The 25573-nt window shown below is 61.3% G+C and carries 21 protein-coding genes; 3 read left to right on the top strand and 18 right to left on the bottom strand.

Annotated features, from left to right (window positions below):
• The first annotated feature begins 13 nt into the window (after positions 1 to 13).
• Positions 14 to 3220, top strand: coding sequence for an efflux RND transporter permease subunit (locus tag ACLBKR_RS22875; RefSeq protein ID WP_113438171.1), 3207 nt, complete (start codon positions 14 to 16; stop codon positions 3218 to 3220).
• 62 nt (positions 3221 to 3282) lie between these two features.
• Here ACLBKR_RS22875 and ACLBKR_RS22870 read toward each other — a convergent pair whose 3' ends face one another.
• The 9 genes from ACLBKR_RS22870 to ACLBKR_RS22830 all read right to left on the bottom strand — a co-directional run bounded on the left by ACLBKR_RS22870 (position 3283) and on the right by ACLBKR_RS22830 (position 13157).
• Positions 3283 to 4572, bottom strand: a complete 1290-nt coding sequence (locus tag ACLBKR_RS22870; RefSeq protein ID WP_414902290.1) for a glycerate kinase type-2 family protein — start codon at positions 4570 to 4572, stop codon at positions 3283 to 3285.
• Positions 4547 to 4867, bottom strand: coding sequence for a Dabb family protein (locus ACLBKR_RS22865; RefSeq protein ID WP_113467584.1), 321 nt, complete (start codon positions 4865 to 4867; stop codon positions 4547 to 4549). The genes ACLBKR_RS22870 and ACLBKR_RS22865 overlap by 26 nt, the downstream gene beginning before the upstream one ends.
• A gap of 1 nt (position 4868) precedes the next feature.
• Entirely contained in the window at positions 4869 to 6524 is a 1656-nt protein-coding gene (locus ACLBKR_RS22860) for a GMC family oxidoreductase (protein WP_414902287.1), read from the bottom strand.
• A gap of 50 nt (positions 6525 to 6574) precedes the next feature.
• A complete protein-coding gene (locus ACLBKR_RS22855) occupies positions 6575 to 7348 on the bottom strand; it encodes a 3-ketoacyl-ACP reductase (protein ID WP_112827856.1) in 774 nt (257 codons plus the stop codon).
• Positions 7345 to 8853 carry a GMC family oxidoreductase gene (locus ACLBKR_RS22850; protein ID WP_113448174.1) on the bottom strand — a complete coding sequence of 503 codons (1509 nt, stop codon included), beginning with the start codon at positions 8851 to 8853 and terminating at the stop codon, positions 7345 to 7347. The genes ACLBKR_RS22855 and ACLBKR_RS22850 overlap by 4 nt, the downstream gene beginning before the upstream one ends.
• A 22-nt stretch (positions 8854 to 8875) precedes the next feature.
• Positions 8876 to 9991, bottom strand: coding sequence for an ABC transporter ATP-binding protein (locus ACLBKR_RS22845; RefSeq protein ID WP_113448173.1), 1116 nt, complete (start codon positions 9989 to 9991; stop codon positions 8876 to 8878).
• A 5-nt stretch (positions 9992 to 9996) separates the two neighbouring features.
• On the bottom strand, positions 9997 to 10881 hold the full coding sequence (locus ACLBKR_RS22840) for a carbohydrate ABC transporter permease (protein ID WP_113426549.1): 885 nt from the start codon (positions 10879 to 10881) through the stop codon (positions 9997 to 9999).
• Positions 10881 to 11759, bottom strand: coding sequence for a carbohydrate ABC transporter permease (locus ACLBKR_RS22835; protein ID WP_113448172.1), 879 nt, complete (start codon positions 11757 to 11759; stop codon positions 10881 to 10883). The genes ACLBKR_RS22840 and ACLBKR_RS22835 overlap by 1 nt, the downstream gene beginning before the upstream one ends.
• Before the next feature lie 156 nt (positions 11760 to 11915).
• Positions 11916 to 13157 carry an ABC transporter substrate-binding protein gene (locus ACLBKR_RS22830; protein WP_113337991.1) on the bottom strand — a complete coding sequence of 414 codons (1242 nt, stop codon included), beginning with the start codon at positions 13155 to 13157 and terminating at the stop codon, positions 11916 to 11918.
• Positions 13158 to 13480: 323 nt separating this feature from the next.
• On the opposite strand from ACLBKR_RS22830, the gene ACLBKR_RS22825 reads away from it, so the two are divergent.
• Positions 13481 to 14533 (top strand): LacI family transcriptional regulator, encoded by a 1053-nt coding sequence (locus ACLBKR_RS22825; protein ID WP_112827862.1) that lies wholly within the window; start codon positions 13481 to 13483, stop codon positions 14531 to 14533.
• Between the two features lie 58 nt (positions 14534 to 14591).
• Here ACLBKR_RS22825 and ACLBKR_RS22820 read toward each other — a convergent pair whose 3' ends face one another.
• The 5 genes from ACLBKR_RS22820 to ACLBKR_RS22800 are packed head-to-tail and all read right to left on the bottom strand — an operon-like array spanning position 14592 to position 20537.
• Positions 14592 to 16100: an aldehyde dehydrogenase family protein gene (locus ACLBKR_RS22820; protein ID WP_113448171.1), complete on the bottom strand. Its 1509-nt coding sequence runs from the start codon at positions 16098 to 16100 to the stop codon at positions 14592 to 14594.
• Positions 16100 to 16873 (bottom strand): enoyl-CoA hydratase/isomerase family protein, encoded by a 774-nt coding sequence (locus ACLBKR_RS22815; RefSeq protein ID WP_113448170.1) that lies wholly within the window; start codon positions 16871 to 16873, stop codon positions 16100 to 16102. Before ACLBKR_RS22815 ends, ACLBKR_RS22820 begins: the two co-directional genes overlap by 1 nt.
• Positions 16866 to 18479 carry an acyl CoA:acetate/3-ketoacid CoA transferase gene (locus ACLBKR_RS22810; protein WP_113448169.1) on the bottom strand — a complete coding sequence of 538 codons (1614 nt, stop codon included), beginning with the start codon at positions 18477 to 18479 and terminating at the stop codon, positions 16866 to 16868. The genes ACLBKR_RS22815 and ACLBKR_RS22810 overlap by 8 nt, the downstream gene beginning before the upstream one ends.
• Positions 18480 to 18489: 10 nt before the next feature.
• Positions 18490 to 19494, bottom strand: a complete 1005-nt coding sequence (locus tag ACLBKR_RS22805) for a Gfo/Idh/MocA family protein (RefSeq protein ID WP_113448168.1) — start codon at positions 19492 to 19494, stop codon at positions 18490 to 18492.
• Positions 19491 to 20537, bottom strand: a complete 1047-nt coding sequence (locus ACLBKR_RS22800) for a LacI family DNA-binding transcriptional regulator (RefSeq protein ID WP_113337985.1) — start codon at positions 20535 to 20537, stop codon at positions 19491 to 19493. Before ACLBKR_RS22800 ends, ACLBKR_RS22805 begins: the two co-directional genes overlap by 4 nt.
• 248 nt (positions 20538 to 20785) lie before the next feature.
• Between ACLBKR_RS22800 and ACLBKR_RS22795 the strand changes: the two genes are divergently transcribed.
• Positions 20786 to 21952 (top strand): dihydrodipicolinate synthase family protein, encoded by a 1167-nt coding sequence (locus ACLBKR_RS22795; RefSeq protein ID WP_162748221.1) that lies wholly within the window; start codon positions 20786 to 20788, stop codon positions 21950 to 21952.
• 52 nt (positions 21953 to 22004) lie between these two features.
• Here the strand turns inward: ACLBKR_RS22795 and ACLBKR_RS22790 are convergent, their stop codons facing one another.
• The 4 genes from ACLBKR_RS22790 to ACLBKR_RS22775 form a co-directional block, all read right to left on the bottom strand.
• Positions 22005 to 22757 (bottom strand): ABC transporter ATP-binding protein, encoded by a 753-nt coding sequence (locus ACLBKR_RS22790; RefSeq protein WP_113337983.1) that lies wholly within the window; start codon positions 22755 to 22757, stop codon positions 22005 to 22007.
• Entirely contained in the window at positions 22754 to 23563 is an 810-nt protein-coding gene (locus ACLBKR_RS22785; protein WP_113337982.1) for an ABC transporter ATP-binding protein, read from the bottom strand. Before ACLBKR_RS22785 ends, ACLBKR_RS22790 begins: the two co-directional genes overlap by 4 nt.
• Complete coding sequence (locus ACLBKR_RS22780) at positions 23560 to 24354, bottom strand: ABC transporter permease (protein WP_414902302.1); 795 nt, start codon at positions 24352 to 24354, stop codon at positions 23560 to 23562. Before ACLBKR_RS22780 ends, ACLBKR_RS22785 begins: the two co-directional genes overlap by 4 nt.
• Positions 24355 to 24419: 65 nt before the next feature.
• Entirely contained in the window at positions 24420 to 25385 is a 966-nt protein-coding gene (locus ACLBKR_RS22775; RefSeq protein ID WP_113338012.1) for an ABC transporter permease, read from the bottom strand.
• Positions 25386 to 25573: the final 188 nt, after the last annotated feature.

Genomic DNA, 25573 nt, shown 5'->3' with positions numbered 1-25573 from the left:
AGAGGGCTTTGACATGAACATATCCAGATTTTTCGTCGACAGGCCCGTCTTCGCGGCCGTGCTGTCGATACTCATCGTGGTCGCGGGCCTTATCGGCATGCGCGCCCTGCCAATTTCCGAGTATCCCGAAGTAGTGCCGCCTTCAGTGGTCGTGCGTGCCAGCTATCCGGGGGCCAACCCGACGGTCATAGCCGAGACGGTGGCGACACCGCTTGAAGAGCAGATCAACGGCGTGGAAGACATGCTCTATATGTCGAGCCAGGCGACCTCTGACGGTGTTTTGACATTGACCGTCACCTTCAAGCTCGGGACCGACCCCGACAAGGCGCAGCAGCTTGTGCAGAACCGCGTTTCGCAGGCCGAGCCGCGCCTTCCGGCCGAAGTACGCGCGCTCGGGATCACCACGGTCAAGAGCTCGCCCGACTTCATCATGGTGGTGAATCTGGTCTCGACGGTCGACAACTACGACATCACTTACCTGCGTAACTACGCAACGCTCAACATCAAGGATCGGCTGGCCCGCATCGAGGGTGTGGGTCAGGTTCAGGTCTTCGGCGCCGGCGACTATTCCATGCGCGTCTGGATCGATCCGCAGAAGGCGGCCGAGCACTCGCTTGCCGCAAGCGACATCACCAACGCGATCCGCTCGCAGAACGTTCAGGCCGCGGCTGGTATCATCGGCGCGTCGCCCAGCCTGCCAGGCGTCAATCTGCAGCTCAACGTCAACGCTCAGGGCCGCCTACAGACACCCGAGGAATTCGGAAGCATCATCGTCAAGACCGGCGAGAATGGCGAAATCACCCGCCTTCGTGATGTAGCCCGCATCGAACTCGGCGCAGCGGACTACACGCTTCGATCTTTGCTTGATGGCAAGCCTGCCGTTGCCGTTGCCGTTCTTCAGGCTCCCGGCTCGAATGCGATTGAGATTTCCGACAGCGTCCGGGCAACCATGGACGAGCTTCAGCTCGCCATGCCCACCGGCGTGAAATACGAAATCGTCTACGACACGACCAAGTTCGTGCGTTCCTCCATCGAAAAGGTGGTTGATACGCTGCTCGAAGCCATCGCACTCGTCGTGCTCGTCGTCATCCTGTTCCTGCAAACCTGGCGCGCATCGATCATTCCGCTGATCGCGGTTCCCGTGTCCATCATCGGCACGTTTGCGGTGATGTATGCGTTCGGGTTCTCAATCAATGCGCTGACATTGTTCGGGCTTGTATTGGCGATCGGGATCGTGGTCGATGACGCGATCGTCGTGGTGGAAAACGTAGAGCGCAATATCGAGAACGGCTTAAGTCCGCGCGACGCGACCTATCGCGCCATGCGAGAAGTTTCCGGACCGATCATTGCTATCGCCCTCGTACTGGTCGCTGTTTTCGTGCCGCTCGCCTTCATCTCGGGCCTGTCGGGACAATTCTATCGCCAGTTCGCCCTGACGATCGCGATCTCGACGGTGATCTCGGCTATCAACTCGCTGACGCTCTCGCCGGCGCTTTCGGCACTCCTGCTGAAGGATCACCATGCACCGAAAGACTGGCTGACACGCTTCATGGACGCCATCTTCGGCTGGTTCTTCCGTGGCTTCAACCGCGCCTTCGGGGCTGCCTCCAATGGCTATGGCCGCACGGTCGGCGGTCTCCTGTCGCGCAAAAGCCTGGTGATGGTGATTTATCTCGCGCTGGTCGGGGCCACCTACAGCATGTTCAACACGGTGCCCGGCGGCTTCGTGCCGGCCCAGGATAAACAATACCTGATCGGCTTTGCCCAGCTTCCCGACGGGGCGACCCTCGACCGCACGGAAAGCGTCATCAAGCAGATGAGCGACATAGCCCTGGCACATCCTGGCGTCAGCAACGCGATCGCCTTCCCGGGCTTGTCGATCAACGGTTTCACCATCGGCTCCAATGCCGGCATCGTCTTCGCCGTTCTCGACGACTTCGAGAACCGCAAGTCGCCCGAACTTTCGGGCGGCGCCATTGCCATGGCGCTGAACCAGAAATATGCGGGCATTCAGGATGCGTTCATCGCGATGTTCCCGCCGCCGCCAGTCAACGGTCTCGGCACGACGGGTGGCTTTAAGCTGCAGATCGAAGATCGCGCCGGCCTTGGCAACAAGGTCCTTGACGAAGCCACCAAGGCGGTGATCGCCAAGGCCTACCAAACGCCTGAACTTGCCGGCATCTTCTCGAGCTTCCAGATCAACGTGCCACAGCTATACGCCGATCTCGACCGCGCCAAGGCCGAACAGCTCGGCGTCTCGGTGACTGACGTCTTCGAAACGCTGCAGATCTATCTCGGTTCGCTCTATGTAAACGACTTCAACGCATTCGGCCGCACATACAGCGTCCGGGTCCAGGCCGACGCCCAGTTCCGCGCCAAGGCAGAGGATATCGGCCAGTTGAAAGTTCGCTCGCAATCCGGCCAGATGATCCCGCTCTCGGCTCTCTTGAAGGTGGATGCAACGACGGGACCGGAACGCACCACGCGTTATAACGGCTTCCTCGCCGCGGATATCAACGGCGGACCCGCACCGGGATTTTCGTCCGGTCAGGCACAGGCAGCGATCGAGAAGATCCTCAACGAGACACTGCCCCCCGGCATCGACTTCGAGTGGACCGACCTGACCTACCAACAGATCCTTGCCGGCAATTCGAGTATTGTCGTCTTCCCGCTCGCTCTGCTGCTCGTCTATCTGGTACTTGCGGCGCAGTATGAAAGCCTCACCCTGCCGATTGCGATCATCATGATCGTGCCGATGGGTGTACTGGCCGCATTGACCGGGGTCTGGCTCACAGGTGGCGACAACAACATCTTCACCCAGATCGGTCTCGTGGTGCTTGTGGGACTATCGGCAAAGAACGCCATCCTGATTGTCGAATTCGCGCGTGAGCTGGAATTCGAAGGACGAACGCCGATGCAGGCAGCAATCGAGGCAAGCCGCCTGCGCCTGCGCCCGATTCTGATGACCTCCATGGCCTTCATCATGGGTGTCGTGCCGCTGGTCGTTTCCACCGGCGCCGGTGCGGAAATGCGCGCCGCCATGGGTGTTGCGGTGTTCTCCGGCATGATCGGTGTGACCTTCTTCGGCATCTTCATGACGCCGGTGTTCTACGTGCTGGTGCGTCTGCTGACCGGAAACAGGCCGCTCATCCACCATGAGCGGCAGGCAGCGAACAGCCAGGCCGCCGATGGGGACGCACATCAGATCGCCGCGGAATAACGTGAAAAAAGAAAGGGCGGGATCCGAAGATCCCGCCCTTTTCCTTTAAGCGAGCCTTCCCCTCAAACGATCAGGAACGCCCGGAAGTCATTCACATTGGTTCCCGTCGGGCCGGGAACGAACAGGTCTCCGGCAAGATCGAAGGCCGACCAAGCGTCGTGGCCGGCAAGATAGGTTCGCGCATCGCCACCAGCGGCCCTGATCCTCGCAACCGTCCCACCGTCGCAAAACGCACCCGCATTGTCTTCCGAACCATCGATCCCGTCTGTATCGGCCGCAAGCGCAGTAATTCCCTCCGCACCTTGAAGATCGATGGCGGCCGACAGCAACAGTTCCGAATTCCGGCCGCCCTTGCCATATTTTCCGCCCCCAATCGTCACCGTCGTCTCGCCGCCGGAAAGAAAAACCATCGGTTTGGACAGGCCTTGTGCATTGGCCGAAAACTCCAGCGCCAGCGCAGCATGCATGCGGCCGATATCCTTTGCCTCGCCTTCGATGCTGTCCGAAAGGATCAACGGTTGAAATCCGAGCTTGCGGGCGTGAGCGGCAGCAGCCTCGAGCGAGACACGCGCGGACGCGATGACATGCACCTCATTGCGGGCAAATGCTTCATCGCCCGGCAAGGGCACGCGTTCCCTGCCGATGAACTCGATCACGGAAGCGGGAAGATCGATCCGGTAATCGCGAATGATACGGAGCGCCTCTTCGGCATTGCCCGATCCCGCAACAGTTGGACCTGATGCGACAAGCGCCGGGCTATCTCCCGGAACGTCGGAAACGACCAGACTGACCACCTTCGCCGGATAGGCCCGCGCGGCCAGACGTCCGCCTTTGATACGCGAGAAATGTTTTCTCACGACATTCATCGCCGAGATCGGCGCACCCGAGGCGAGCAGCACTTCGTTCAACGCCTTTTCATCCGCCAGAGCGAAACCTTGCGGCGGAGCGGGAAGAAGCGCCGACCCGCCTCCCGAGATCAACGCGACGACGAGATCATCGGAGGTGAGCCCCTCGACATGCCGCAGCAGAGCCTCGGCCCCGACAATTCCGGCCTCGTCAGGTACGGGGTGGGCCGCTGTCAGCACCTGCGTATATCGGCAGGTCTCGACAGGTCCATGACGGGCAACGACCAGTCCCTCGACCCGCTCTCCCCAGGCGCGCTCGAAGGCTGCAGCCATCTGACTGGCTGCCTTGCCAGCGCCAACAACGATGGTGCGACCTCTCGGCCTTGCCGGCAGGTGCCGGACGATCGCCTCATAAGGGTCGGCGGCGGCAACCGCTACACGGAAAAGGTCAGAAAGGAAGGCACGCGGCTCGAACGTCAAATCATTCTCCGGCGATTTCGATGTCATAGACAAAAATACCGTCGATGCCGCCAATGGCCGCCGCCACGATCTTTGCGCCGGTCTGGCGATGTTCGGGATCTTCAAGGTAAAGATCCCGGGCCGCAGCGTCCCGGAAGTCGACTATAAAGCCCTCCGAGTATCCTTTGTCCATGTCATGTTCGGGGCTGACATTGTCTCCGACATGAACCGCCAGCAAACCGTCGAGTCGAGGCACCAGACCACGGATTTCCGAATAGATCTCAAGCTTCGTCTCAGCCGAAACCTCCGGCCGAAAGCGGATGAAAACGCAATGGCGGATCATCTCAGAAGACCTCCGCCCGCGCACGGGGCCGCGTGTCGTTGCGTTCATTGGCAAAGATCGCCGGGGGGAGGGGAGGCCGCTCCCGAATGATATCCGCACCCTTTTCGCCCACCATGATCGTCGGTGCATTGGTATTGCAGGAAGGAACCCGCGGCATCACCGAACTGTCGCAGACTCGCAATCCATCGAGGCCATGAACTTTGAGATCCAGTCCGACGACGGCGTCCGGTCCGGTGCCCATCCTGCAGGTCCCGACCGGATGATGATCCGTCTTGGCGTTGGCGCAGCCATAGTCGAATAGTTCTTCGTCGGTTATCGCTTTCGGTCCCGGCAAGCGCTCGGCCAGCACGAAAGGCTTCAGCGCCGCTTGTTGCATGATCTCGCGTGCAAGCTTCAGTCCCTCGATCGACATCTTTCTGTCGTGCGGATCTTCCCAGTAGTTCGGATCGATCAGCGGAGCCGCTGCCGGATCGGAGGAGGAAAGGCGCACGGTCCCGCGCGAGCGCGGATGCAGATAGGCCGAATTCAAGGTCACACCGGCATTCCTCAGCTTTTCCACGCCTGCTTCGATACCGGAGCCCAGGCCGAGATGGAACTGAATATCCGGCGAGCGGGCATCCGGATCGGCATACCAGAAGCCACCGGTTTCGAAGAGTGAGGAGGCAACCGGTCCCGTCTGGAACAGGACATACTGGACGCCGGCCCACAGCGTGCGATGGAGTTTCGCCACCCCGTCATAGGTGTGATCGCCGGTGCATTCGGAAATCACGAACAGGTCGAGATGGTCCTGCATGTTGCCGCCGACGCCGGGCAAATCATGTTTCACCTCGACGCCAACGGAGCGAAGATGATCGGCAGGCCCGATGCCGGATTGCAGGAGAAGCTTCGGCGAGCCGATTGCGCCCGATGACACTAGCACTTCGCGCTCCGCCCGGATAATCTCGCGGCCATTGTTGCTGGCGATCTCGACGCCGACGGCGCGGCTGCCGTCGATCACGATCCTCGCGACGCGGGCATTCATCTTTACCGTCAGGTTTTTCCGATCCCTGATTGGCGAGAGATAAGCCAGAGACGCCGACGAGCGGCGGCGGTTGCGCTGGGTGAGTTGGTAGAAGCCAACGCCGGCCTGCTGCCTGCCATTGAAATCGTGATTATAGGGAATGCCGAGTTCCTGGCCGGCGCGGATATAGGCATCGCAGATCGGCAAGGGCGAGACCGGCATGGAAACTCCGAGCGGCCCGCCATAGGAATGATAATCGTCGGCGAAGCGCTGGTTGTCCTCGGCACGCTTGAAATAGGGCAGGACCGAGCGATAGTCCCAGCCTTCGCAGCCTTCCTCCCGTGCCCAGAGATCGTAGTCCCTTGCGTTACCCCGGGTATAGAGCTGGGCATTGATCGAGGAGCCGCCACCGATCACCTTGGCCTGTGTATAGCGCAGCACGCGACCTTTCATGTGCTTCTGCGGCACAGTCTGCCAGCCCCAGCTAGCAACACCCTTGGTCATCTTGGCAAAACCGGCTGGCATGTGAAACAGCGGGTTCCAGTCGCCACCGCCGGCCTCGAGCAGCAGCACACGGACATCGGGGTCCTCACTCAGCCGGTTGGCGAGCACGCATCCCGCGGGTCCGGCGCCGGTGATGATGTAATCATAGGTCATGACGTCTTCCTCAAGCCGTTCGTCCCCTTTCCCTCAAGGGGGAGGGGAAATCACAATCTTCCAATCGACAGCCCGCCATCGAGGTCGATCACTGAGCCGGTCGCGAAGGCAAACCGCCCGGAGGCAAGCGCGGAAACCACCCCGCCAATGTCATCCGGCTCGCCCCAGCGCCGCATCGGAACCAGTCCCCCGGCAATCAGGGCGTCATATTTCCCCGCAACGCCGGCCGTCATGTCGGTCCTGATAATGCCCGGACGGATCTCGAAAACGGCGATGTCCTTCTCGGCCAGATAGAGTGCCAACCCCTTGCTGAAGGAGGAAAGCCCCGCCTTGCTCATGCAGTAATCGAGCCTTTCAGGTGAGCTCAGTTCTGCCGAAACGGAGGTGATGTTGACGATGCTCCTCTTGCCCGCCGGTGAGCGCGAGGCCAGCATCGCGCGAAGTACTGCCTGCGTGAAAAACACCGTGCCACGCAGGTTGGTGGCGATGATCCGGTCGAAATTCTCCGGCGTCAGGCCAAGGAAATCGCCCCGGACCACCGACCCCATCCCGGCGTTGTTGACGAGACAATCGATCCGTCCGAAGCAGGTCATGATCTTTCCGATGGTCGCGTCATGATCCGTGACATCGGCAAGATCTGCTTCGAAATAGGCGGCTTTAACGCCGCGTGCATCGAGATCCGCCAGTACGGTTTCCTCTGCGCCATATGGCCCGAGACCGGTTATGGCAAGGTCGAACCCATCGGCGGCAAGCGCCCTGGCGATGCCGAGGCCAATGCCGCGCCGGCCGCCGGTGACAATTGCAAGCGGGCGGGAACCGGTCATGACCTCAGATCCTCCGATGCAATGTGATCGGCAACACGCAGCGCCTGAGCCGCCACCGTCAGCGCCGGATTGACCGCCGCCGAGGTGGGCAGGAAACCGGCATCGACCACGAACAGGTTCGGATGGTCATGGGCGCGGCAATAGACATCGAGCGGCGATGTTGCCGGATCATGCCCCATCCTCACCGTGCCGCACTGATGGGATGGCGTGCGCTTGTCGAACGGGCGCGACAACACGATCGGGAAACCCGCCTTATTCAACACGCCTTTCAGCTTGCGCACGAGATCGAGATGAGCATCCCAATTGGTGCGGTGCCATTTGAGAACGATCCGGTCGCCATTGACCATGATGCGACTTTCGGGATGCGGGATATCCTCGCTCATCGCGTAGAAATCGATAGCATGGGCGGAAATCTGGCCCAGAAGCCATTCCGGCACCTTCGGCATGTTCGCTTTCAGGATCGCAGCTGAAATCCGGCCCAGAAGCTGAACGTTGCCGAGCGGCGGGCCGCCCTCGCCATCCGAGAGATAGAAATCGTTGAAACCGAAGGTCTTCTGGTAAACGCTATCGTTTCGGTAGGTGGGCGAGATCGCCAGCACCGCGCTCGAATTGTGGTTCATGAAATTGCGGCCGACCTGATCCGACCTGTTGGCCAGTCCGCCGGGATGGCGTTCATCGGCCGAACGCAGCAACAGCACTGCCGACTGGACCGCTCCGGCCGACAGGATCACCAGCTTCGGCGACACTTTGCGCTGCTCACCGTCCTTTACGTAATGAACGGTTTCAACTCGCTTACCGTCTGGCCCAACTTCGAGACGGGTAACACGCGAGCCCGTCTGCAGCGTGATCTGTTCATGCTTCAGGGCATAGGCAAGCGCCGCCGTCTCGGCATCCATCTTCCCGTCATTCGCATTCGGATGGGCGTCCCACGGCGTCTTCGCTTTTGCCAGCCAACGTTCGATATCGATGCCCAGCGGCAGCGAATACGGATGCATGCCGATGGATTTCAGCTGCTTGCGAACCCTGGCGATTGCCGGTTCGTCCGGAACCGGCGGAAAGGGGTAGGGGAGGGAGTGCTTCGGCTCCGTCGGATCCTCACCCAGACTTCCCCGCACCATGAAAAGTTGCTCGGCCCGGGAATACCAGGGTTCCAGTTCCTCATAGGGGAAGGGCCATGCGGGCGAGACACCTTCGCGATGGGCCATCTCCTCGAAATCCTCGCGGCGGTAGCGCACCAGCACCGCCCCGTAGAATTTCGAGTTGCCTCCGACATAGTAGTAATTGCCGGGATTGAAAGCCTGGCCACCGTCCTCGTACCACATCTCCTTCGGACGGAAGTAGCCGCGCTGAAAGATGGCTCGCTGGTCCCGGTTTTCCGGGCGGTCGGCGATGTGGTCGCCCGCTTCCAGGATCAGGATAGAGGCGCCGGTCGCCGCCAGTCCGGCTGCGGCGGTCGATCCGCCGATGCCGGAGCCGATGATGACGATATCCGGGTTACTGGTCATCTTGCTGTCTCCCGCATCCGTATCAGGCAATCCGCGCCTGCGTCTGCGGGTCGAAGTAGACGGCCTTGTCGAGATTGAAGGCGAGGCGAGCCGTCTGACCGGCATGGATGTGAGCGTCCGCCCTCAGCCGTGCGACGATCTCCTTGCCGCCGAGATGGGTGACGGCGAAAGTGTCGGCACCGGCGGGTTCCACCACTTCGATCAGGCAATCGCCCTCGGCGAGCAGCTTGGCGTTGCGGTCGGCCCCGTCCGGATCGGTCAGCGCCTCCGGCCGGATGCCGAACATCACCTGCCGCCCGGCATGGGCAGCCAGTGCCTGTTTATCGGTCGCAACGGGAAGTCGCAGCGGCTCTCCACCACCGCGATTGAGAAGCACCGCCAGCCCGGCATCGCTCTTCTCGACGGTCGCCTCAAGCAGGTTCATCGCCGGAGATCCCATGAAATCGGCCACGAACATGTTGGCCGGATTGTTGTAGATCTCGGTCGGGGAGCCGAACTGCTGCAAAACACCCTCCTTCAGCACCGCGATCTTGGTGGCGAGCGTCATCGCCTCGATCTGGTCGTGGGTGACGTAGACGATCGTCGTCTTCATCCGGTGATGCAGACGCTTGATTTCCGTGCGCATGTCGACGCGCAACTTGGCGTCGAGGTTGGAGAGCGGTTCATCGAACAGGAAGACCTGCGGATTGCGCACCAGCGCGCGGCCCATCGCGACGCGCTGGCGCTGGCCCCCGGAAAGCTGGCTCGGCTTGCGGTCAAGCAGATGGCCGATCTGCAGCATGTCAGCCACCTGATGGATGGCTTTTTCGCGCTCTTCCTTCGGCACGCCACGGATTTCCATGCCGAAGGCGATGTTCCCTGCGACCGTCATGTTCGGGTAGAGCGCGTAAGACTGGAACACCATGGCGATGTCGCGCTTGGAAGGATGAAGGTCGGCAACGGAGCGTCCGTTGATCTCAATGTCGCCGGATGTGATCGGCTCAAGCCCGGCAATGGTGTTGAGAAGCGTGGACTTGCCGCAGCCTGAAGGGCCGACAAGCACGAGAAAGCCGCCTTCCTCGATCTCGATATTGATGTCCTTCAGGATTTCCAGCGCGCCGTAGGACTTGCGCAGATGGCTGATCTTGAGAAACGACATGGGTCTTATCCTTTCACGGCGCCGGACATCAGGCCGCGGACGAAGTAGCGGCCGGAAACGATGTAGACGATGAGGGTTGGCAGGGCGGCGAGGATCGCGCCGGCAAAGTGGACGTTATATTCCTTCACGCCCGTCGAGGAGGACACGAGGTTGTTGAGCGCGACCGTCATCGGTGTCGTCGCCGCACCCGAGAACGAAGCCCCGAACAGGAAGTCGTTCCAGATGTTGGTGAACTGCCAGATGACGGAAACGACGATGATCGGACCGGACGAGGGCAGGAGAATGCGCCAGAAGATCTGGAAGAAGCTTGCGCCGTCGATCTGCGCGGCCCGGACGAGCTCGGTCGGGAACGCCTCGTAGTAGTTGCGGAAATAGAGCGTGGTAAAGCCCAGCCCATAGACCACATGCACGAGGATCAGGCCCCAGATCGATCCGGCAAGGCCGATTACACCAAGCACGCGGGCCATGGGGATCAGCACGATCTGGAACGGGATGAAGCAGGACAAAAGCAGCATGCCGAAGAAGATGTTGGAGCCGCGAAACTGCCACTTGGTCAGCACATAACCGTTGAGCGCGCCGACAAAAGTGGAAATGACGACTGCCGGCACCACCATCAGGATCGAATTGATGAAGAACGGCCTGAGGCCCGTCGGCTGGACCCCGATCTGCGCCGTCGACCAGGCAGAAATCCAGGGTTCGAAGGTCCATGTCTGCGGCAGATTCAGCATTCCGCCCTGACGGATCTCGTCCAGTGGCTTCAGCGAATTCACCACCATGACGTAGAGCGGTAGCATGTAGTAGACCGCAAAGAGGATCAGCGCGGCATAGATCAGGGCGCGTGTCAGATGTCCGTGCGAGATGGCATTCTGGGGATTGGCGGCGCCGCTCATCAGCGTTTTCCTCCGCGAACTTCCGAGTAGAGATAGGGGATGATGATGGAGAAAATCATGATCAGCATGATGATCGCCGACGATGCGCCGATCCCCATCTGGTTGCGGGTGAAGGTGTAGGAATACATGAAGGTCGCCGGCAACTGCGTCGCCTGGCCGGGGCCACCGCCGGTGAGGGCGATAATCAGGTCGTAGGCCTTGATCGCAAGATGGGCGAGCACGACGAAGGCTGACAGGAAGACAGGACGCATCAGTGGAATGATGATGCGGCGGTAGATCGTGATGCTTGAGGCGCCATCGACCTGTGCGGCTTTTATCATCTCGTTGTCTACGCCTCGGAGCCCCGCAAGAAACATCGCCATGACGAAGCCCGAGGACTGCCACACTGCAGCGATGACAACGCAGTAAATGGCAAGCTTGTTGTCCTTGATCCAGGTGAAGGTGAAGCTTTCCCAGCCCCAGAGGTGCATGGTGTTTTCAAGCCCGATGCCCGGATCGAGGAACCATTTCCAGGCCGTGCCGGTCACGATGAAGGAAAGCGCCATCGGATAGAGATAGATCGGCCGGAGAAAGCCTTCGCCACGGATCTTCTGATCGAGCAGGATCGCGAGAAACAACCCCAGCGCCGAGCAAATCAGGATATAGAGCGAGGCGAAGATCGCCAGGTTCGAGATCGAGCGCCACCAGTGGGGCAGGGCCCAGAGCTTGTAATAGTTCTCCAAGCCGATGAAATTGTAGGACGGCAGCATCTTGCTGTCTGTCAGCGACAGATAGCCGGTATAGGCGATGAAGCCGTAGACGAAGAGAAGAATGACGACGAAGCTGGGCGCCAGCACAAGCTTGGGCAATAGCTCCTGAAGTCGGCTGCGGCTATCCATGATCGCGACACCGTTCGATAGTGAGTTTTGTTTTCTCGAGCCCGGCCCCTTTTTGGGCGCGCGCGCACCTCTTACGCGAAGAGCGGGGCAGGACCGGAGCCCTTGGCAAATTCTCTCCCCGGAAACCGGGGAGAGAGACCGGGAGATTTCTCCGGCTTATTTCGCGCCTTCGACAGCGGAGACGAGTTCCTTTACGGCATCCTCGGAAGAAAGCTCGCCGTTGAACTGCCGAGTCACAACGTCGTAGATCGCATTCTTCACAGCCGCCGGGTTGGCATGGCCGTGGGCCATCGAACCATAGAGGCGGCCGTTCTTGTCAGCGTCGGCGAGGTCGGCGATCGCCTTCTTGCCGCAGGCGTCAAAGGCCGTATCCGGAACATCCGTACGGGCCGGGGCCGAACCCTTGACCACGTTGAAGGCCGACTGGAAGGTCGGGCTTTCGATTGCCGAGGCCATGGCGAGCTGTGCCGGAACCTTGTCGGCGGCAACCTTGAACATGGCGAACTGGTCGGAGTTGAAGGTTACTGCGCCTTGGGTACCCGGGAAGCGCATGCAGACGAAATCTTCGCCCGGCTTCTTGCCGGCCTTGATGAATTCACCCTTGGCCCAGTCGCCCATGAACTGCACGCCAGCCTTGCCTTCGATCACCATGGCGGAAGCAAGGTTCCAGTCCCGGCCCGAGAAGTTGTCATCGACATAGGAGCGCAGCTTCGTCATGCGGTCGAAGGCTTCCTTCATCTTGTCGGAACCTAGCGTTTCCGGGTCAAGGTCGATGAAGGCCTTCTTGTAGAAATCGTCGCCGAGCGAAAGCACGACGCCATCGAAGATGGTCGCATCCTGCCAGGGCTGGCCACCGTGCGCGACGGGGGTGATGCCCTGTTCCTTGAACTTGTCGAGGAGCGCGATCAGTTCGTCCCAGTTCGCCGGTTCCGTGCCGCCAGCCTTGTCGAGAGCGGCTTTGTTGATCCACAGCCAATTGGTCGAGTGAACGTTCACCGGCGCAGCGATCCAGTGACCGTCATACTTGGAGAACTTCTGCAGCGCAGCCGGGATCACCTTGTCCCAGCCCTCCTTGGAAGCGGTTTCGTCGAGATTGCCGAGCGCGCCTTCCTTGGCCCAGTCGAGAATGTCGAAGCCGAGCATCTGCACGGCAGTCGGCGCATTGCCGGCCGTAACACGGGCGCGCAATACGGTCATCGCCTCAGTGCCGCCGCCGCCGGCGACCGGCATGTCGGTCCAGCTGATACCCTTGGCTTCCAGATCCTTCTTGAGAACGTCGAGGGCAGCAGCCTCGCCGCCCGAAGTCCACCAATGCAGCACTTCGACGCTTTCGGCGGCCTGGGCAATCCCGGCCATCATCGTCAATGCCACTGCAGTCGTCGTCAGAAACTTGCGCATCGTAATCCTCCCGTTTGCAAGTTCAAATGCGGATGTTCCGCCGATGCCCGCCTCGCTCCTCGCCTGCGGGCATATTCATGGACGTCCTTCTCGCCCACCAATTTGAAACGTTATAAATTCCTGCGAGTCAATAGCCCTTTCAGCAACTCCATCACTCCCGATATTTATTTGTGCAGCGCAACAAAATAAAGGACATCAGGATCAACATGCTGCACGCGACATCCCGCGATCGGAAATTTGTAACGTTTCACTTTCCGATTGAACACAACGGCCGTCCGGAGTAGGCTCCGACCTCCGAACACAGAGATACCAGTGCCAAGATCGTGCCGAAAACCGATACTCCGACGAGCCAGGAAGGACGAAGACGCAAATCCGCAAAGCCGACGCTGCGAACCATTGCAGAGCTGACCGGACTTGCCGTAACCACCGTCTCCCGAGCGCTTGCCGATGATCCTCTGATAAACATCGATACGCGCCGCCGCATCCATCAGGCTGCTGCGGATGTCGGCTATATGCCCGACCGTGCAGCCCAGAGGCTGAAGACCGGCCGGACGAATGTCGTAGGCGTCCTGCTCGACCCGCATGAGGAAATCCTCGGCTTCGGCACTTCGCTGATGCTTGGTCTGACGCAGGCGCTCGCCGGCACGCCCTATCATCTGATCGTCATGCCGAGCTTCGTGAAGTCCTCGAATGCGGAAGCCGTCGACTACATCATTCGCAACAATCTGGCGGATGGGCTGATCTTCACCCGCACCGAACCGCTCGACCCTCGCGTCCGGTTGCTGATCGAAAAGGACTTCCCCTTCGTCACCCATGGGCGCAGCGAATTCTCGACACCCCATCCCTATGTTGATTTCGATAGTTTCGCCTTTGCCTACGAAGCCGCCCGACGGCTTCTGGCCAAGGGAAGGTCGCGCCTTACCATCATCCTGCCGCCGCGCAACCTGACCTTCAGCCAGCATATGCGCCACGGCTTCATGACCGCTATTCGCGAGGCCGGCGCATCCTTCGAGATCCCCGAGGATCTCGACCTCGATTCTCCGGCCGGCGCAATCCGCAACCACTTCCGCGAACGAGCGGCACTCAGCGATCCGCCAGACGGACTGATCTGTCCCGGCGAAGTCTCTGCTCTTGCGGCCCTTGCCGGGCTTGGCGAGGCCGGTTTGACCCTTGGCCGGGAGTTCGACATGGTGGCGAAGCAGACCTCGCGCCTGCTCAGCGACATCCAACCCGGCATCGAAACCATCTACGAAGACCTGACCGCTGCCGGCGAGGAGCTCGGCAAGCTGCTGCTGCGACGCATCAGAGGCGAGGCGGCCGACACGCTGCAGATCCTGCAGCCGCCGCAGCCAAGCTTCGAAACCATCGCAGACTGAACTGCCGGCATCCCGTCGCATTCTTCGATGTTGGGTCCAGGGCTTCATCATGACGACCTCAGCGCGGCATCCACCAACCGGTACGGGCACCGATATGCATGTTGAGCGTCTTGCTTTCGGTATAATCCTCCACCGCATGACGGCCGAGTTCGCGACCGAGTCCGGACTGCTTGTAGCCGCCGAAGGGAAGCTCGGACGCTCCGTCCATGAAGGTGTTCATCCAGATCGTGCCGGCTCGAACCTTCCGCCCGATCGTCAGGCAGGTATCGAAATCCTGGCTCCAGACGCCGGCTGACAGGCCATAGTCGACCGCATTGGCAATCTCGATCGCCTCTTCGACGGTTTCGAATGTCAGGACGGAAAGAACCGGCCCGAAAACCTCCTCGCGGGCGACGGCCATGGCCGGTGTTACCTCGGAGAGGATGGTCGGTGCCATGAACTGGCCGACGCCGAACTCAAGCGCTTCTCCGCCATAAGCGACCTTCGCGCCACCGCTTTTCGCCCCCGAAACATAGCCGGCAATCTTTTCCATGTGCTGCGGCGTGATGATCGCGCCGACCTGGGTCGTCGGGTCGAGCGGATCGCCGACACGCACTTTTTTCGCCAGTTCGGCGATACGCTCAATCGCATCGCTCGCTATGCTCTTATGCAGAATGAGGCGGGAACCGGCATTGCAGCATTCGCCGGCGTTGAAATAGGCGCCGAACACCGCGGCGTCGATAAAGGCGTCGAGATCGGCATCCGGGAAGACGATTTGCGGGTTCTTGCCGCCGAGTTCCAGCGATACTTTCTTCAGGGTCTGGGCGGCATTGGCCATGGTCAGCTTGCCGACACCGGTAGAACCGGTAAACGACACCATGTCGACCTCGGCATGGGTCGTCATGACCGCGCCGACCTCGGGGCCGGTTCCCGTGACAATGTTGACCACGCCAGCCGGGACGCCTGCTTCAGCCAGAATTTCGCCCAGCACCAGCGTCGAACCCGAGGTCAGTTCCGACGGTTTGACCACCGTCGTGCAGCCGGCAGCCAGTGCGAAGGGGAGCTTCTGACCGACGATCAGGAAGGGGAAATTCCACGGCGTGATGATCGAGACGACACCGATGGCTTCCCGCAGTACGACGCCAAGCGTCCCGTCGCCAAGCGTGTTGTAGCTTTCGCCATGCAGATCGCGCGCAAGCGCTGCGGCATAGCGCCAGATATCGACGGCACCGGCGATTTCACCACGCACCTGCGTAATCGGCTTGCCGGCCTCGATGGCATCGAGATAGGCGATTTCCTCCAGCCGAGCAGCAATCAGATCAGCGGCTTTCAGCAGGATGGCGGAACGCTCGGATGCCGTCATGCGCGGCCAGGGTCCCTTGTCGAAGGCACGACGGGCGGCGGCAATCGCCTTTTCCGCATCGGCCTTGGTGCCGGCCTGAAAACGGCTGACGACCACGCCATGGCTCGGTGCGGTGCGTTCGATTGTGCCGCCATCGGCGGAAGACACCCACGCGCCATCGACCAGCATCCTGAAATCACGGACCTTGAGGTCGGGAAGCGCCTTCGGGCTCACCAGAATTGTCATCACCACTCTCCCTTGAATACAGCGGGGCGCTTTTCGCCAAATGCGGCGACGCCCTCTTTCAGATCTGCAGTCTTGGCAACGAGGATCGAGCCAAGCGCCTCCACGGCAGAACCGTCGTCTTCTCCATTGGCGACAGCGATCATCAGCTTCGCCACCTCAAGCGCCGCCGGCCCGCGCCGCGCAACGCGTTCGGCATAGCTCCTCGCGGCATCGAGGACCGTTCCGGTGTCCACCACGGCATCTATGATACCGAGCGACTGCGCTTCTTCCGCGCTGAACATCTCGCCGCCCAGCACCATTCGCCTGACGACCTGAGCGCCAAACCGATGCACCAACCGCTGCGTTCCCGACCATCCCGGCACCATGGCGAGGCTCGTTTCAGGCAAACCGATCTTCACTTGCCGCTCGGCAATCCTGATATCCGCAACGCCGGCGAGTTCGAGCCCGCCACCCAGCGCATGTCCGTTGATCGCGGCGATCAGCGGCACCCGAAGCGTTGCCAGACGCTCGAAAACGCGATGGCCGAAGCGCACCCATGCATGACCGAATTCATTGGCCGTCATGCCACTCCACGCCTTGATATCTCCGCCTGCGGAAAAGGCCTTGCCATCGCCGGTCAGGATAGCCACCCGGACACAACCGTCAGCTTCTACCGTGTCGCAGGCCGCAGCAAGTGCCTTCAGCATGTCGATATCGAGCGCATTTAGCTTCTCGGGGCGGGAAACGGTGAGGATCGCCACCGCACCTTCAACGTCGATGCGAACCTCAGCCATGGAAGACACCCTCCAAAACCCGCTGCGGCTTTGTTGGCAGTGAGAGGCCGATCGGCGCTTCCGCGAAGAGAGCGGCGTCCATCACTTTCAGATCATCCGCGACGATCAGCGGGAATTCCGACTGGTCGAGAATGTGGGCCTGAAGATCGACGCCCGGAGCAATCTCCGTCACGACGATACCGGCGGGCGTCAGCTCCATCACGCAACGCTCGGTGACATAGGTGATGTCCTGCCCCTGCTCGATGGCTCGCTTGCCGGAGAAGGTCACATGCTCCACCTCATTGACGAGCTTGCGGAGCTTGCCTTCCTTCTCGATGACCAGCCGGCCGCTTTCCATGCCAAGCCTGGCGCCGGCGTTGAACATGCCGGAGAAGACGATCTTCCGCGCCCGTGCCGTGATATCGACGAAACCGCCGGCCCCTGCCGTCACATGCGGCCGGAAAGCGAGCTTCGACACATTGACCGAACCGTCGCGACCGATTTCCAGGAAAGAAAGCAGCGAGGCATCGAAGCCCGCCCCCTGAAAATAGGTGAACTGATAGGGAGAGGGCATGAAGGCATCGGCATTCGAGGCGCAGCCGAAGGCGAAGTCGAGAAGCGGAACGCCGCCGACAGCGCCCTGTTCAATGGCCCAGGTCACCGCGCCGTGCAGGCCTTCTTCCAGCAGGACACGCGGCACGTTTGCCGAGATACCGAAGCCGAGATTGACCACACTGCCGGCCTCAAGCTCCTGCGCGACCCGGCGGGCAATCACCTTCTGGATATTGAATTCCGGTACACGGAAGCTGTCCAGCGGGCGGAAGATTTCGCCCGAGATCGCAGGATCGTAAAGCGTCTGGGTCGTCTGCTTCTGGTCGGGATCGACCACGACATAATCGACCAGCATCCCCGGCACCCGGACATCATGGGGCTTCAGAGAGCCTTCCTTGGTGATCCGCTTGACCTGCGCGATGACGATGCCGCCGTTGTTGCGGGCGGCGAGCGCCTGATCGAGACCACCGAGATAGGCGCCCTCGTGTTCATAGGTGAGATTGCCGCGCTCGTCGGCGGTCGTTGCCCTGATGATTGCGACCTTCGGCACGATGGCCGGGAAATAAAGCCATTCCTCGCCTTCGAACGGCAGCTTTTTTACCACCGGTTCGCGGCTTGCGGCCTCGTTCATGGCGCAGCCCTGACGCGCGGGATCGACGAAGGTTTCGAGGCCCACCTTGGTCAGGACGCCCGGCCGTTTCGCAGCGGCTTCGCGATGCATGTCGAACAGGATGCCCGAGGGAATGTTGTAGGCCGGAATTTCGTTGTTGGTAATCATCTGCCAGATCAGCGGTGGCTCTGCCGTCGAAGGTCCGGAAGGGTAGGACCCGCCGATGATACGCGCGAGCAGGCCCTTGCGGGCGATATGGTCGACACCCTTGATGCCGCTCATGTCGCCGGCCGCAATCGGATGCAGTGTGGTAATCTCGCGTGGATGGCCGGTCGCCTCGAAGCGCTCGCCGATGGCTTTCAGCATGAGATCAGGGCAACCGAGACCGCTCGACGAGGAAACGGTGACGATGGCGCCATCGGGGATCAGAGCAGCGGCTTCTGCCGGAGTAATATGCTTGCTCATGGACGTGAACTCAAAATCCCGTTTCGACCTTGACTGCGTGGCCAGCCTTCGCTGCCTCGACGACCGCAAGCCCCGTAGCCAGCGACCAGATGCCATCCTCGGCCGTTGCCGACGGCTTGCCTTCACCGACGACAGCGGCATGGAAAGCCTTGAGCGCCGTCTCATAGAGATTGTGCTGATCGAGAGGCAGCTCGTGCTCTCCGGACGCGTCGCGCAGAACGACGGTACCCACCGGCTTCTGGGTCATCACATTGCGAGCGATCAGTGAGCCCTCGGTGCCATGCACCTCGAAACCGGTTTCCGCGAACTTCGTGGTAAAGCCGTCATGGAATTGGGCGATCAGTCCGGACTCGAAGCGCATGACGCCCATCACGGCGTCTTCCAGACCCGCCTTGCCCATGCCGCCAGTCTGCGCAAAGGCGATCACCTCGACCGGATTTTCGCCGAGCACGAAACGAAGCGTATCGGCATCGTGCACGGTGATATCGAGGATCACACCGCCGCCGGCCTGCGGTTTGTCCAGTCGCCAGCCCTGCAAATGCGGCGGCAGATAAACAGCATGGAAAACGCGCGCGGAAAGCGGCTTGCCGATCTGGCCATCGGCAATCGCCTGATACATGGCCCTGTGACTGGCGGCATTGCGCAGATGATGATTGGTCGCGAGGATCACGCCGGCATCGGTCGCGGCCTTTGCCATGGCATGCGCATCCTCCAGCGAAAGAGCGAGCGGCTTTTCGCAGAGGACATGTTTGCCGGCCTTGGCGGCAGCGATCGCCTGTGGCGCATGAAGCTCGTTGGTGGTGGAAATGTAGACGGCATCGACCGAGGCATCGCCCAGAAGTTCATCGACACTGGTAACGGCCTTGGGAATACCGTTTTCCGCCGCATAGGCGCGACCGCGCTCGGCATTCGTGCTCATCACCGAGACGACGTCGCCTCCGGCCGCGCGGATCGCATCGATCACCCACTCACGGGCGATCGTGCTTGCGCCGATCAATCCCCATCGCACTGTCATGCCGTCTTCCTCCCGAATATTCCCTGTCCGGCGCCGCAGCTCTCCCTGACCACGAGGCGCACAGCGCCCGTGATTGCTTCCGCATCCGCCTTGTCTGCATTGATCTGCTTCAGCAGAAGCTGGGCAGCGCGCCGGCCCATGCCCTGCGGATCGACCGCAATCGTCGTCAGCGCCGGCACTGCCGTCTGCGCCTCGATCACATCGTCGAAACCGACGACGGCGAAGTCGCGGCCGGGCTCCAACCCCCGCGCCCGAAGACCATCGCAGACGCCAAAAGCAGCTGCATCATTGAAACAGACTGCACCCGTTGGCTTTTCCGCCAGCAGCATCGCCCGGCCGATCGCCTCCACGCCACCGGCCCGCGACGGCGCGGACGGCACGACCAGATCCTCGCTGAATTCCAGTCCCGCAGCAGCCATGGCCGCGCGATAGCCTTCCAGGCGCTCGGCAAAGACCACGGTATCGGCAAAGCCGCCGATAAAGGCGATGCGACGATGGCCAAGCGAAACCAGATGCTCGACCGCAGCCTCCGTTCCCGCCCGGTTGTCGGACACGAGAGACGACACCTTGGCGCCCGGCACATTGCGCACCACAAGCACAACCGGAATGCCGGCGGACACCAGCGGCTTCAGATCCTTCGCTGCCGTTCCACGCGCAGGCGAGACGATCAGGCCCGATACCCCATGCTCGCGCATCGAGGCGATCACCTCGCTCTGCCGGTCGATGCTCTCTCCGGTATTGGCGAGAAACTGCACGAAGCCGGCCGATTGCACGACCATGTCGACGCCGACCGCAAGCTCGGCAAAGAAGCTGTTGGTCAGATCGTTGACGACAACGCCGACGATCTTCGACTTGGCATTCGACTGGCGCAGGTTGGCCGCACCGCGATTGTAGACATAACCGAGATCCCGCATTGCGGAGTTGACCTTTGCCCGGGTCGCCTCCCCTACGAGAGGAGAACCCTGCAGGACGAGCGATACCGTCGACTTCGACACACCGGCCGCCTTCGCGATATCGACGACGGTGACCCGTCCCTTGCTCATCCGTTCTCCTTCCGGGACTTTCGTCCGTTCTTGGCGCTAGATAATTGGAACGTTCTAAATATGTCAAGCGCCAATCCATGGAATCTCTGCGCCAGGTCGCTAGATCGCTAAAAACGAAGAAATCTTTCTAATTTTTCCACAAATCATCCGCCACAACGCCACTTAACCATCATTGATTGATCGAAAGAAATTTCTTGAATTTTGGAACGTTCCAAATTATTCAGCAAAAACTTCAGAGGAGGATGAAGATGACCGAGAGCCTGAAACTGCCCGATGAAGGCGAAACCGTTCGCGAGTATCAGCTGGTTGGGACGCCGATTGCCCGCCCCGCCTCGCCGCCGGTTTTCAATCGCATTGCCTATGCGGCGGCTCATGTCGTCTCCGATCCGTTTCGTGACGCAGATCCCTGGAACCGGCCTCAAGTCGACTGGGAAACCACCATGGCTTTCCGCCACCATCTATGGAGCCTCGGCTTCAAGATCGCCGAGGCGATGGACACCTCCCAGCGGGGCATGGGCCTCGACTGGGCAGGCGCGCAGGAACTCATCCGCCGCTCGCTCGCCGAGGCACGGTCGGTGAAAGGCGCCGATCTCGCCTGCGGCGCGGGCACCGATCAGCTCGCGCCCGCTGACACCCGCTCGCTCGACGATGTCATCGCCGCCTATGAGGAACAGATCGGCTTCATCGAAAAACACAGCGGCCGCGCCATCATGATGGCGAGTCGTGCATTGGCACGCGTTGCCAAGTCGCCGGAAGATTATGCTTACGTCTACGGACGCATCCTGTCCCAGACCAGGGACAAGGTCGTTCTCCACTGGCTGGGAGAGATGTTCGACCCGCAGCTAGCCGGCTACTGGGGCTCGCAGAGCTTCGAGGCGGCACTCGATTGCGTGATCGATATCATCGAGGCGAACAGGGACAAGGTCGAGGGTATCAAGATCTCCCTGCTGGATAACGCCAAGGAGATCGAACTGCGCCGCCGCCTGCCGGAAGGCGTGCTCTGCTTCACCGGCGACGATTTCAACTATGCCGAACTGATCGAGGGAGACGGCACGCGCTACAGCCATGCGCTGCTCGGCATCTTCGACGCCGTCGCCCCCTCCGCCTCAAAGGCGCTTGCGGCTCTGGCAGCCGGCGATACCTTAACCTTCCGCGCGGTGATCGAACCGACCGTACCCCTCTCCCGCAAGATCTTCGAAAGCCCGACCCAATATTACAAGGCAGGCGTCGTTTTCCTTGCGTGGCTGAACGGGCATCAATCGCATTTCAGCCTGCCGGCCGGCATGCAGTCGGCACGCGGCATCCTGCACTATGCCGATATCTTCCGGCTGGCCGACCGGGCGAACGTGCTCGACAAGCCGGAGCTTGCGGCAAAACGCATGAAGAGCCTGCTCGGCGTTTACGGCATCGAGTGAGGCCCGCCGGGCCTCTCTCACCGTTTTCGATCACACCGGAACGGATGAAATCTCAACCGTATTCCGGAAAGCGCGGTGTGCTGGCCAGCAGCTTCTTTGTATAGGCGTTCTTCGGGTTTGCGAGGATCTCCCGGGTCGGGCCGCTTTCCACGATCCGACCCCGCTCGAGAATGACCAGTTCCTCGCAGAGCAGCGCGACGAGGCTGATGTCGTGAGATACCAGCACCAGCGTCACGGTGTTCGACAACTCTTTCAGGAGCTCGACGATCCGCACGCGAGTGGAAAGATCGAGCGCGCTGACCACCTCGTCCGCAAGGATGATTTCCGGCCGGGAAACGATAGCGCGGGCGATCGCGATGCGCTGGCGCTGTCCGCCGGAAAATTCGTGCGGATAGCGGGATGCCGCGTCGGCAGGCAGCCCGACGGAAGCCAGCGCCTCGGCAACCGCCTGTTTCGGATCGAAACCCGTCTTCAGCGACCGGATCGGCTCGGCGATGATATCGAAGACCGACTGACGCGGATCGAGCGAGGAATAAGGATCCTGAAACACCGCCTGCATCGAGCGCCGGAAATCCCGCATGTACGCGCGGTTTGCAAGATCGACCGCCCCGCCCTTCAGTGCGATCTCGCCTGCGACAGGGCTCGCCAGCCCCAACAGCAGGCGCAGCATGGTCGTCTTGCCGGAACCGGATTCACCGACAATGCCGAGATTGCGGCCGGCCTCGACCTTAAGGCTCACACCGTCAAGCACGCGCTGTCCGCGCCCGTAGCCGAAGGTGACGTTCTTCATCTCGAGCAGGGTCATAGCGCTCTCCTGAGGGCCTGATCGAAGGAGCGCGCGGCAGCGAGAAGACCTTGCGTGTAAGCGTGCTGCGGACGGCGGAACACTTCTCCAACCGGTCCCTGCTCGACGAGCCTACCCTGCTGCAGCACCACGACACGCTCTGCGGCCATCGCCACCACCGGTAGGTCATGGCTGATGAACAGTAACGCCATTCCGCTTTCCCGGACGAGGCTTTCGAGCAGTTTCAGGATTTCCGCCTGGGTGGTCACGTCGAGCGCGGTGGTCGGCTCATCCGCGATCAGGAGCCTGGGCCGGCAGGCAAGCGCCATGGCGATGGCCGCGCGCTGGCGCTGGCCGCCGGAAATCTCATGCGGCCAGGAATTTGCGATGCGCGCCGGATCCGGCAGAAGCACGCGCTCCAGCAGGCCGATCACTTCACCATCGACGGCCGACCTGTCGAGGCTCAAGCCATCCCGGCGACGGCGGCGGCGCACCACTTCCGCCACCTGCCGCCCGATCTTCATCAGCGGATCGAGCGCGGTCAACGGCTCCTGAAACACGGTTGCGGCGACATCCCCCCGAAGCGGAACGAGTTCGCGGTCAGACGCGCCGATGACCTCTCTGTCACCGAGACGAACCGAACCTTCAGCAGACATGCCATCCGCGAGAAGACCGATGGCGGCGAGCGCGGTTAGCGACTTTCCCGAACCGGATTCTCCGATCAGGCCAACGCGTTCGCCGGCCGAAACGGAGAACGACACGTCGGAGACGAGCACACGCCCGCCTGCCCTGATCGTCAGGTTTTCGACCTTGAGGATATCGCTCATCGGCGCCTCCTGCGGGTTGGATCTCCGAAATCGCGCAGGCCGTCCGCGAGCAGGTTAAGGCCGATGACCAGCGAGACCAGTGCAATGCCTGGAGCGACCGCGCCGAAGGGCGCGGTATAAACTGTCCCCTGTGCTTCCTGCAGAAGACGTCCCCAGGACGAATTCGGCGGCGGCGCGCCAAGCCCGAGATAGGAAAGCGAGGCTTCCGCGATGACGGCAAGACCGAACTGCAGCGCCAGATTGACGATCAGCGTCGGCCAGATGTTCGGCAGCACATGAATGAAGACGACGGCCGGCCACGAGGTCCCCGAAACGCGCGAAGCGGTGATGTAGTCCATGGCCAGCACGCGCTTGGCAAGGATGCGGGTCAGCCGGGCGATGATCGCAGAACTGGCGATCCCGATGGCAAGGATCGCCGTCCAGAGGCTCGCGCCGTCGCTTGAAGCCACGATCAGCATGGCGACCAGCAGGGTCGGGAATGCGATCAGGATATCGAAGGTGGCGGCGAAGACATCATCAAGGGTTCTCGTCGCAAAGGCGGAAATCACCCCGATCGTTACGCCGATCAGCGCGCCGATGGTAACCGCTCCCGCGCCGACCACCAGCGCGATGCGCGAACCGATCATGATCTGGGTCATCAGGTCACGGCCGAGCCGGTCCGTTCCCGCCCAATGGAGGAGCGATGGCGCTTCGAGGCGCCCGCCGACCATGCCTGTCGGATCGTAGGGGGTCCAGAACAGGCTAACGAGCCCGAGAAGGACGTGAAGCCCGACGACAAGGCTCCCGAGCATGAAGTTCGCGGAAACCCTGAAACGTTCGTGAGGAAGAGAGACCGGCAATTCCGGATTGTCGAACGTCATGCCTTTGCCCCCGTCGCTCTGGCACGCAGCCGCGGGTCGATCAGACGCTGCGCGATATCGGCGGCGAAGCCGACAAGGAGCACGAGAAGCGTGGAGACGAACAACACGCCCTGCACATTCGGATAATCGCGCTGCTCGATGCCCAGCAGAAGCATCGACCCAAGCCCCGGCAGCGAAAAGACGCGCTCGACCACGACCGCGCCGAGAAGGGTCGAGGCGAGTTCTATGCCGAGGATCGAAATCACCGGCACCGCGCCATTGCGGATACCGTGACGGATCAGTGCTTCCGAAAATCCGGAACCGAGCGCCCGCGCCGTCCTGAGATAGTCGCTGCCCAGCACATCCTGCGTGGCGGAGCGCACGTAGCGGATCAGCGACGAAGACATCACCAGGGCGATGGTAATCACCGGCAGCACAAGCGCATGAAACGCCGCCGGCGCATTCGTCCAGCCGCGAGACGTAAAGCCGCCGGAGGGAAAGAGCCGCAGATTGACCGCGAAAACGGCGACAAGAAGAATGCCGATCCAGAACACCGGCACGGCGATGCCGAGCTGCGAAACGACCGAAAGCAGAACGCCATACCAGCGATCCTGCTTGACCGCCGCAATGATGCCGAGCGGCAGGGCGATCACGATCGCCAGAACGAAGGCCAGCAGCGTCAGCGGGACGGTGACCGTGAGTCGCTTGCCGATCTCCGCCAGCACGGGCGCGCCGCTGATGAACGAGTTGCCGAAATCGAAGCGCGCAAGGCTCGATACGAAACGGACGAACTGTTCCGAAACAGGCAGGTCGGAACCGACCTGCCGGCGCGCAGCCTCGATCTGCTCAGGGTCCGCACCAACGGAAACCAGGGCATTCGCGGGATCACCGGGAAGCAGGCGCAGCAGCAGGAACAGAACGGCCGCGGCGATCAGGACCGACAGGACGAGGATCACCGAACGGCGTATGAGATAGGCAAGAATGGTCGCCACCTTTCTTAGAGCATTTCCGGCAAAAACGGTTGCGCCTTCAATGCTCTTCTCTCTGTTTTCACGCAATTCCGGACGCAAAAACGGTTCCCGCTTTTTGCTGGAATTGCTTCAGACGCAAAATGCCGCCCGAAAATAGTTCGGGCGGCCCTTGCTGTCGAGCGTACTGCAGGGCGATGCCC

The sequence above is a fragment of the Paenirhizobium cremeum genome (genome assembly GCF_047553425.1).
Lineage (GTDB): Bacteria > Pseudomonadota > Alphaproteobacteria > Rhizobiales > Rhizobiaceae > Allorhizobium > Allorhizobium cremeum.
The sequence above is the reverse complement of the archived record's forward strand: the minus strand, read 5'-3'. Positions and strand labels throughout refer to the sequence as shown.